Raw genomic sequence first — 9,326 nt, forward strand, 5'->3', positions numbered from 1 at the left:
CGGGGAGCCGCGCGAGTGGCCCGCTGTGAGGCGGGCTCTCCCGTGCCGGTCCCCGCGCCCCTGGGGTGCGGTTACGTGGGGTGTCTCAGAAGAGCTTGAGCTTGTCGTCGTCGATGCCGCGCAGCTCGTCGTAGTCCAGGACGACGCAGCCGATGCCCCGGTCGGTGGCGAGCACCCGGGCCTGCGGCTTGATCTCCTGGGCGGCGAAGACGCCCTTCACCGGGGCGAGCAGCGGGTCGCGGTTGAGCAGCTCCAGGTAGCGGGTCAGCTGCTCGACGCCGTCGATCTCGCCGCGCCGCTTGATCTCGACGGCGACCGTGGTGCCGTCGGCATCGCGGCAGAGGATGTCGACCGGGCCGATGGCGGTCGGGTACTCGCGGCGGATCAGCGACCAGCCGGCACCGAGCACCTCCATCCGGTCGGCGAGCAGCTCCTGGAGGTGGGCCTCGACGCCGTCCTTGACCAGACCGGGGTCGACCCCGAGCTCGTGCGAGGAGTCGTGCAGCACTTCTTCCAGGGTGATGATCAGCTTCTCGCCGGCCTTGTTGGTGACCGTCCAGGTGCTGTCGGCCTCCTTGAGACTGCACGGCGGCGACATCCAGTTGAGCGGCTTGTAGGCACGGTCGTCGGCGTGGATGCTGACGCTGCCGTCGGCCTTGACCAGGATCAGCCGGGTCGCGGACGGGAGATGGGCGGAGAGCCGACCGGCATAGTCGACTGAGCAACGGGCAATTACGAGACGCACGGTCGACCACGCTAGCCCACCGAGGCCAGTTGAAGCGATTCCGCGACAGCCGGGTGAAGAAACCCCGGACACGGCGAACCATGGAGTCCGGCACCCGCGCGCCCGTCCCTACGGCAGTTGCCGGTACGGCCGCCCGGGTCCACCCAACGGGGACGGAGATGTGAGATGAACGATCCGACGGGATCCGGCCATTCTGGCCCCCCGGGCTGTTATTCCGGTGCAATGCGGCGGATTCGCCAGCCGCGCTGACGATCGCCTGTCACTCTGTGGTGAGCGGTCGTCGCTCGATCCGGTGGGCCGCCGGGTCGTCCGTCGCACCCCGGGGCCGCCACGGCCCGTCGGAGCGTGATGCGGGCCGTCACGGCCTGATCATGTGTCAGTTCCCGCGTCGGTTCCTGCAGCAGTCAAGCGTCACAGCGTCATTCATGCGCCGGCCCGACCGGAGACCGACCGGGCCGGGGCGAAGTCACCGTGCGCGACCCCGCACCGCCGGGCGTCAGCCGAGCACGGCACGGCACCATTCGCACCAACCGCACGACCACCACGGCGGCCGCGCCGTGGTGGACCGCGAGAGGAGAACCCATGTCGCTCGACGTCTCACCGGCCCTGTTGGAGAAGGCCGAGAGAGGAGAGGTCGACGAGCGGGAGTTCGTGGACTGTGTCCGCGTCTCCCTGCCGTACGCCTGGGAGCTGATCAGCTCGCTGGTCGCCCAGGTCAAGGTCGACGGCACCGACTTCGCCGACAACCAGGTACCGCCGCCCAGTGAGCAGGAGCGGGGCCAGCTGCTGCGGGCGATGGCCAGCGACGCGATCCGGGGCGCCCTGCAGCGCCACTTCGGAGTCAAGCTGGCGTTCCAGAACTGCCACCGGGTCGCGGTCTTCACCTCGACCGAGGACAGCGAGGAGCGCTACCGGCGCTTCACCTCCGTCCGGGCCCAGCTGCTCAACCAGTCGCCGGAGTTGCGCGACTGTTGAACCGCCCTGCCGGAGGCCCCGGCAGGGCGGTTCGGGGCGCGGGGACGGTGCGACGGACCCTCCAGCGAGGAGGACGGTCCGTTCGCACCGCTCCCCGCGCCCCTTGCCGTTCACCCCAGTTGAGGGAGCACCTCGGCACCGAGGCGGGCGACGTTGTGCAGGGTCGCCGCGCGCTCGCCCGAGCCCTCGGCGAGCAGTGCGAAGCGCCGGATGCCGGTCCGCTCGGCGGTGGCCAGCAGCCGGTCCGCGCAGTGCTTCGGGGTGCCCACCGCGTGCAGGTCGCAGAGCAGTTCGGTGTACTCGTACGGGTCGCGCATCCGTCGCTCCCGCCCGTCCACCGTGCGGTGCGCGCCGAGCCCGTACTCGAACCAGCCGGGCATCGCGCGCAGCAGGCTGTCGCGGGCCGTCGAGGTGCGGTCCTCGATCTGCACCACCCCGGCGGCGACGTGCTCCCGCTCGATCCTGGCGAGCTGCTCCTCACCGCGTCCGCAGGCCCGCCAGGCGGCGCGGTAGGCGGCCAGCATCTGCTGCTTGTCCTCGTCGCCCGAGTGCATGCCGAGCAGCATCGGCAGACCGCGCTCGGCGGCCGTCCGGACGCCGCCGGGGGACGTGCAGGCGACGATCACCGCGGGGCCGCCCTGCGGGTGTGCACCGGTGGCCACGCCGTCCCGGCGCTGGCGGGGGAAGCGCAGCAGCGCGCCGGTCTCCGGGTCGAGTCCGAGCCAGTCGGCGAGGTCGGGCATCCGGGCCGGTCCGCCGGCGGGGGCGGTCTCGGCGGCCCTGGGCACCACGGCCACCTCGGGGAAGCTGAACTGCGGCCCGTCCGCGCCCACTCGGGAGCCGCGCAGCCAGCGCAGCAGCAGGTCGAGTCGCTCGGGGAAGCCCTGCTCGAAGGCGGCCAGCCCGCTGCCGAAGACGTCCAGGTCGATCCAGGGGCCGCCGCGTCCGACCCCCAGGGTGAACCGGCCGCCCGAGATCAGGTGCAGCATCGCGGCCTGCTCGCCGAGGGCCACCGGGTGCGCGGTGGAGAGCACGCTGACCGCCGTGCCGACGCCGATCCGGTGGGTGCGGCCGAGCAGCAGCGCCGCGAGCGTCACGGCGTTCGGGCAGACCCCGTACGGCACGAAGTGGTGCTCGGCCAGCCAGACGCCGTCCAGGCCCGCCCGCTCGGCGGCGACCGCGGTGCCCACGGTGCGTTCCAGTGCCTCGGCGTGGCTCTGGCCGGGGAACTGGGCCGAGAGCAGGAAGGCGCCGACCCGGATCTCGTCGGTGGCCGCCGGGTGCCCGTCCGAGGGCTGGGGGAGGGGACTGCGGGCCGTCCCGGCCGACGGGCAGGTGTCGGGTCGCGGGCTGGTCATGGTCATCGGGTGCCTCCTCGGGTGCCGCAGGGTCTGCGAGCCCCGCCGTGTCCCCTCGTGAGTAACCGATGTCATGTGCCAATGGCACGCGGATCCCCGAAATTCGCGGGGGAACGGGTGGATCTGGGGGGAAACGCCGAAGTACCCGTCCTGGCCGTGATAGTGGCGTCCTGGGAGGAACCGGGGTGTTCCGCGGAGCCGTACCCTGGAAGACCGCGGAACACCCCCGAAGCACACCGAGCCCCGCCGCCGAGAGGTAGTTGACGTGTCGCCCCGCCGTAACCGGATCCCCAGCAGCCGGAGCCAGAGCAGCGCCGAGGAGGTGCCCCCGTCGGCGACGTTCGGTGGTTCGCTGCGGCGCACCGAGAGTTACGCGGGCGAGGAGTGGGTGGTGCAGACGGTCGCCGGGACGGCGGGGCGCCACTACCGCTGCCCGGGCTGCGACCAGGAGATCCCGCCGGGCGTCGGCCACGTGGTCGCGTGGCCGGGCCACGGCGCCGGGGTGGACGACCGGCGGCACTGGCACCGCGCCTGCTGGAGCGCCCGTGAGCGGCGCACCGCCAACCTCCAGCGCGGGCGCGGCGCCCCGCGCTACTGAGGCCGGGCGCGGGGCCCGCGCGAGGGCCCCGGGGGCGGGTCAGGCGTCGCGGTTCTTGAGCACCAGCGCGCCGCCGACCAGGGCCGCCACGGTCCAGGCCAGGCAGATGAGGAAGCCCGCCCACGGCCCGTACGGCTGGCCGTGCTGCTGGTAGACCAGCAGCACGCGCTGGCCCGCGTAGTCGGGGAAGTAGTGCGCCAGGGTCTTGACCTTCGGGACCGCCGAGAGGATCGGCGAGAGCAGGAAGAAGAACGGCACCAGGACGCCCAGCGCCAGGGTCTGGTTGTGCAGCATCGCGGTGACCCCGGCCGCGAACAGGCAGATCATGGTCAGGTACAGCGCCGCGCCGAGGACCGCGCGCAGCACGTTCGGGGCGCCGAGGGTGGTCGCGTGGTCGCCGAGCAGCGACTGGCCGACGAAGAACGTCACGAAGGCCGTCACCAGAGCGACCGCCAGTGCCAGCGCGCCGAGCACCGCCGCCTTCGCGGTGAGCAGTGTGCCGCGCTGCGGGACGGCGGCCAGGCTGACCCGGATCATCCCGGTGCTGTACTCGTTGCCGACCGCCAGCACGCCGAAGACGATGATGGCCAGCTCGCCCAGCATGATCCCGGAGAAGGCGGTGCCGGTCGGGTCGAACGGGGTGCGGCCGTTCTCGCCGAACTGCTCGAAGTTGTTGTTGGTGAGGAAGGACAGCAGCGCGCCGAGGCCCAGGGTGACCACGAAGGTCAGCGCCAGGGTCCAGACCGTGGAGCGGACGCTGCGGATCTTCGTCCACTCCGACTGCAGGATCGCGGGGAAGGACGTCATCTCAGTTCTCCTCCTGCCGGGGGGCCTTGGGCTGCCAGGTGGCGCCCCAGGCGCCCGCCGCGTCGCGTCCCTCGCCGTCGCCGGCGTGGTACTCCACCGAGTCCGCCGTCATCTGCATGAACGCCTCCTCCAGGGAGGCCTGTTGCGGGCTGAGCTCGTGCAGGACGACGCCGTGCGCGGCGGCGAGCTCGCCGATCCTCGCCGGGTCGCCGTCCAGCACCTCGTACGTGCCGGCGGGGCCGGCCTCGACGCGCAGGCCCGCGCGGTCGAGGGCGGTCAGCAGCTGCTCCGCCTGCGGGGTGCGGATCCGTACGGCGGAGCGGGAGTTCCGTCTGATGAACTCGGGCATCGGCAGGTCGGCCAGCAGCCGGCCCCGGCCGATCACCACCAGGTGGTCGGCGGTCAGCGCCATCTCGCTCATCAGGTGCGAGGAGACGAAGACGGTCCGGCCCTCGGCGGCCAGGCTCTTCATCAGGTTGCGGATCCACAGGATGCCCTCGGGGTCGAGCCCGTTGACCGGCTCGTCGAACATCACGATCTCCGGGTCGCCCAGCAGTGCGGAGGCGATGCCCAGGCGCTGGCCCATGCCGAGCGAGAAACCCCGGGAGCGCTTGTCCGCCACCGGGCTCAGGCCGACCAGGCCGAGCACCTCGTCCACCCGCCTGGGCGGGATGCGGTTGCTCTGGGCGAGCCAGAGCAGGTGGTCGCGGGCGGTACGGCCGGGGTGGACGGCCTTGGCCTCCAGCAGGGCGCCGATGTACTTGAGCGGTTCGCTGAGCTGCCCGTAGCGCTTGCCGTCGATGGTGACCCGGCCGCTGGTCGGCCGGTCGAGGTCGAGGATCATCCGCATCGTGGTGGACTTGCCGGCGCCGTTCGGCCCCAGGAAGCCGGTGACGACCCCCCGTCGTACCCGGAAGCTCAGCCCGTCCACGGCCAGGGTGTCGCCGTAGCGTTTGGTCAGCTCATGCAACTCGATCATGGTCTGCTCCCTCACTCTCCGTGCAGAGTATGACAAATCGGTCATAAGGGTGCGTTGGTCGCGGCGGCTCGGCGCGCCGCTCTACGGTTGCGGTATGACGCTCCCCAGCATCCCGGCCGTTCGCGAGAACGGCACCGGTGTCCCGCTCGTCCTGCTGCACGCCTTCCCGTTCCCGGCCCGGATGTGGGAGGCCCAACTGGAGCTGCTACCCGGCCCGAGCGGGGACGAGGCCAGGGTGCTGACGATGGATCAACGCGGTTTCGGTGCCGCGGCGTTGGGCGACGAGGCCCCGTCGCTCGACCTGGTCGCGGACGACGTCGCCCGGCTGCTGGACACCGCCGGGATCGACCGGGCGGTGATCGGCGGCCTCTCCATGGGCGGTTACGTGGCGATGGCCTTCGCCCGCCGCCACCCCGACCGCCTGGCCGGCCTGTTGCTCGCCGACACCAAGGCCACCGTCGACACCGAGCAGGCCCGCGCCAACCGGGAGCGGATCGCCCGGACCGTACTGGCCCGCGACAGCGTGCACCTGCTCGCCGAGGAGAGGGTCGCGGAGGGCCTGCTCGGCCCCGCGGCCGATCCCGAACTCGTCGGCCGGGTGCGGCGGATGATCGCCGAATCGGCGCCGCAGGCGGTCGCCTGGGCGCAGCGCGCGATGGCCGCCCGGCACGACTCGCTCGACGTCCTCGCCTCGGTCACCGTCCCCGCCGCCGTCGTCGTCGGCGAGTTCGACGCCCTCACCCCGCTCGCCGAGGCGCGGCTGATGGCCGACGCACTGGCGGACGCCCAGCTGACGGTCATCCCGAGCGTCGGCCACCTCAGCCCCCTGGAGGCCCCGGAGACGTTCAACGCGGCCGTCCGGGGGCTGCTCCGCCGGGTGGGGCGCTAGGCCCCGCGGCCGGCGTCCCGGCGGTGCGGTGCGGTCCGCCCCAGGGCGGCCAAGTGCGTTCCGGCGCCTTCCGGTTCGGGGCCGGCGCCGTGCGGTTCGCGCGGCTCCCCGTCCCCGGTCGTTCGTCCCCGCCGTCCGGCCCTCGCCCGAACGCGAGCGGCCCCCGCCCGTCCGGGCGAGGGCCGCGATGCGTGCGGTGGTGTCAGCGGGACTGCTGGGCCGGGACGCCCAGGGTGTCGTCGGCCGGGAGGGACGCGGCGGCGACGGCCGCACCGGTCAGGGTGGCGAGCATCTCGCGGACGTTGGTGAGCTGGGCGTTGATGGAGTCGCGGCGGTTGGTGAGCGCCGCCAGCTCGCGCTCGGATTCGCTCCGGATCCGGTCGGCCTTGGCGTTGGCGTCGGCCACGATGTCCTCGGACTGGCGCTGGGCCGTCTCCACCGTCTGGCGGGCGCGGCGCTCGGCGTCCGTACGGAGCTTCTCGGCCTCCAGGCGGAGCTGCTCCGCGCGGTGCTCGATCTCGGCCAGGCGCTTCTCGGCCTTGGCCTGACGGGCGGCCAGGTCGCGCTCGGACTGCTCGCGGCGCTTGGCCAGGTTGGTCTCGAACTCCAGCGCGGCCTGGGCGGCCTTGGTGCGGGTCTCCTCGAAGAGGGCGTCCGCCTCCTCGCGCTTGTTCTGCGCGTCCTTGTTGGCCTCGGCGCGCAGCTGGGCCGAGTCGTTCTTGGCCTTGTCGACGATCCGCAGGCCCTCGTCCTCGGCCTTCGCCTTGCGGTCCTTGGCGTAGTTCTCCGCCTCGGCGCGGACCTGCTGGGCGGCGGCCTCGGCCAGCTCCCGGTGCTGCTCGGCGGCGCGGTGCGCCTCCTCGCGCAGGTCCTTGGCCTCCTCCTCGGCGAGCCGGAGGATCTTCTCCACCCGGGCGCCGAGACCCGCGTACGAGGGCTCGGCCTCGGTCACCGCGGCCTGGGCGGTCTGCGTCTCCAGGTGCAGCTCCTCGATTCGCTTCTCGAGGGCACTGATCCGGGCCAACGCACTGTCACGGTCGGCCACCAGCTTGGTGATCCGCTCGTCGACCTGGGCGCGCTCGTACCCACGGCGCACCAGGTCGAAGCCGTGAGGGGAGTGACTGTCGCTCATGGGACTTTGGGCTTCCTGTCGTCAGACCGCTGGGGTGGTTGAGGGAATCCTGACACGTTACCGGAGTGTCATCAGCGAAATGCCGATGCTTCGCGGACAATGTCCGCTCAATCGGGTGGTGCGTTTCCGGAGCGATTGCCACCCGAACGGGGAGCACCCACTCCGGCCCTTGCCTTCGAGCCACTGTCCCGGCCGCCAGAGCCGGGCTTCTTGCTGTTCGATCCCCCGTTGGCCTTCTCCTGGGAAGCAGGTGAAGGTGCCTCAAACGCCTCCAGGGCTGACAGGACGTCCTGCACCCTGGAAATCTCGGTGTTGATGTCCTTGCGCCGACGGACCAGTTCCTCCAACTCCCGGCGACCCTGGTCGGTCACGCGCTGAGCCTCGGCCTTGGCCTCGGCGAGCAGCCGCTCCGCCTCCTCCTTGGCCAGGCGCAGCTGTTCGTCCGCGCTCTCGTCCGCGCGCCGGAGCCGCTTCTCCGCCTCGCCGGCCGCCGCCTCGATCTGCTCCTCGGCCTCGTCCTGAGCGGACTTGAGCGTGCTCTGGGCCTCGGCCCGCAGCTGCTCGGCCTTGGCGGTCGAGTCGGCGAGCTTCTGCTCCGCGCCCTTGATCAGGCTCTCGGCCTTGCGCACGGCGGAGATCCGGACCTTGCTGGCCTCCGCGGACGCCTCCGAGGTGAGCTCGGCCGCCCGCTCCTCCGCCGCCGTGACCAGGCCGACCGCCCGCTCCTCGGCCTCCGCCACGGTGGCGAAAGCCTGCTCCTCGGCCTCGGTCAGCTGCTCCTGGGCGGCCGTCACCAGCGCGTCCACCCGCTCGCCGGCCGACTTCATGGCCTGCGCGTTCTCCTTGCGGGCCCGCTCGTGCAGCGCCTCGATCTCGCTGTCGGTCCGCTCGCGCAGCTCCTCCGCGCGCTCCCGGATCGCGGTGGAGTCCCGGCGGGCCTCGGACAGCAGGGCGTCGGCGTCCGAACGCGCCCGCTCCACCTCGGCCTGCCCGGCCGCCTCACCGGCCGCGACCAGCCGCTCGGCCTCCTTGCGGGCGGCGGCGACCATCGCGTCCGCCTGCTCCTCGGCCGCCGCGGTGGTGGCCAGGGCAGCGGTCTGGGCGTCCTCGGCGAGGGCCTCCGCGTCCGCGAACGCCTTCTCCAGCACCGACTTGGCCTGATCGCGGGTCGACCTGTCGTACCCTTCGGCGGCCTCGCGGGTCTCCGCGTCGTACGCGTCCGCCCGGTTCCGGGTGGCCGCCTCGTAGTCCTCCGCGAGGGTGCGGGTGGCGAGGGCGTACTCCTCGGCCTCGGTGCGCAGCGCGGCCGTGAACTCCTCGGCCTCCGCGATGGCGGCCGCCGCCTGCTCCTCGGCCTCGGTAACGGTCCGGTGACCCTGGGCCTCGGCCTCCGCACGGTGCTGCTCGGCCCACTCGTGGGCGCCCTGCCGCTCGGCCTCGGCCTCGGCGCGCAGCTGCTCCTCGTACGCCTGCGCCTCGGCCCGCTGCTGCGAGATCTCCGCAGCCGCGACCTCCCGGCTGTCGGCCAGCTCGGTGGCGGTCCGCTCGCGCAGTTCGGCGATCTCGGTGTCGGCCTGGGCGCGCTGTTCGGCGGTGTCCTGGTCGGTGGTGGCGCGCAGTTCGCGGTCGTACGCCTCGGCCTGCTCGCGCAGTTCGGTGCTCTCGCGTTCGGCGGTGGCCCGCAGTTCGGCGATCTCGGTGTCGGCCTGGGCGCGCTGTTCGGCGGTGTCCTGGTCGGTGGTGGCGCGCAGTTCGCGGTCGTACGCCTCGGCCTGCTCGCGCAGTTCGGTGCTCTCGCGTTCGGCGGTGGCCCGCAGTTCGGCGATCTCGGTGTCGGCCTGGG

Annotated in this window: 8 protein-coding genes and 1 pseudogene; 3 read left to right on the forward strand and 6 right to left on the reverse strand. The window is 72.8% G+C overall.

What is annotated here, in order from left to right; genetic code table 11:
- Positions 1-85: 85 nt before the first annotated feature.
- On the reverse strand, positions 86-745 hold the full coding sequence (gene nucS / locus ACFC1R_RS03660) for an endonuclease NucS (protein WP_375932040.1): 660 nt from the start codon (positions 743-745) through the stop codon (positions 86-88).
- A gap of 582 nt (positions 746-1,327) precedes the next feature.
- Between nucS and ACFC1R_RS03665 the strand changes: the two genes are divergently transcribed.
- On the forward strand, positions 1,328-1,720 hold the full coding sequence (locus ACFC1R_RS03665) for an SCO5389 family protein (RefSeq protein ID WP_375932043.1): 393 nt from the start codon (positions 1,328-1,330) through the stop codon (positions 1,718-1,720).
- 110 nt (positions 1,721-1,830) lie between these two features.
- Here the strand turns inward: ACFC1R_RS03665 and ACFC1R_RS03670 are convergent, their stop codons facing one another.
- Positions 1,831-2,982: an LLM class flavin-dependent oxidoreductase gene (locus tag ACFC1R_RS03670; protein WP_375932276.1), complete on the reverse strand. Its 1,152-nt coding sequence runs from the start codon at positions 2,980-2,982 to the stop codon at positions 1,831-1,833.
- A gap of 361 nt (positions 2,983-3,343) precedes the next feature.
- Between ACFC1R_RS03670 and ACFC1R_RS03675 the strand changes: the two genes are divergently transcribed.
- On the forward strand, positions 3,344-3,676 hold the full coding sequence (locus ACFC1R_RS03675) for an ATP/GTP-binding protein (RefSeq protein ID WP_375932046.1): 333 nt from the start codon (positions 3,344-3,346) through the stop codon (positions 3,674-3,676).
- Between the two features lie 39 nt (positions 3,677-3,715).
- On the opposite strand, the gene ACFC1R_RS03680 is transcribed toward ACFC1R_RS03675, so the two are convergent.
- Both ACFC1R_RS03680 and ACFC1R_RS03685 read right to left on the reverse strand, forming a co-directional pair.
- Complete coding sequence (locus tag ACFC1R_RS03680) at positions 3,716-4,483, reverse strand: ABC transporter permease subunit (RefSeq protein WP_375932049.1); 768 nt, start codon at positions 4,481-4,483, stop codon at positions 3,716-3,718.
- 1 nt (position 4,484) lies between these two features.
- On the reverse strand, positions 4,485-5,462 hold the full coding sequence (locus ACFC1R_RS03685; RefSeq protein ID WP_375932052.1) for an ABC transporter ATP-binding protein: 978 nt from the start codon (positions 5,460-5,462) through the stop codon (positions 4,485-4,487).
- A 94-nt stretch (positions 5,463-5,556) separates the two neighbouring features.
- On the opposite strand from ACFC1R_RS03685, the gene ACFC1R_RS03690 reads away from it, so the two are divergent.
- Entirely contained in the window at positions 5,557-6,351 is a 795-nt protein-coding gene (locus tag ACFC1R_RS03690; RefSeq protein ID WP_375932055.1) for an alpha/beta fold hydrolase, read from the forward strand.
- Positions 6,352-6,553: 202 nt separating this feature from the next.
- On the opposite strand, the gene ACFC1R_RS03695 is transcribed toward ACFC1R_RS03690, so the two are convergent.
- Both ACFC1R_RS03695 and ACFC1R_RS03700 read right to left on the reverse strand, forming a co-directional pair.
- The gene (locus tag ACFC1R_RS03695; protein WP_045298832.1) at positions 6,554-7,483 is read right to left on the reverse strand and encodes a cellulose-binding protein; all 930 of its coding nucleotides are present in this window, start codon (positions 7,481-7,483) and stop codon (positions 6,554-6,556) included.
- 107 nt (positions 7,484-7,590) lie between these two features.
- Positions 7,591-9,326: pseudogene (locus ACFC1R_RS03700) on the reverse strand (hypothetical protein); the annotation flags it as partial.

Source organism: Kitasatospora sp. NPDC056138 (assembly GCF_042264695.1).
In the GTDB taxonomy this organism is placed as follows: Bacteria; Actinomycetota; Actinomycetes; order Streptomycetales; family Streptomycetaceae; genus Kitasatospora.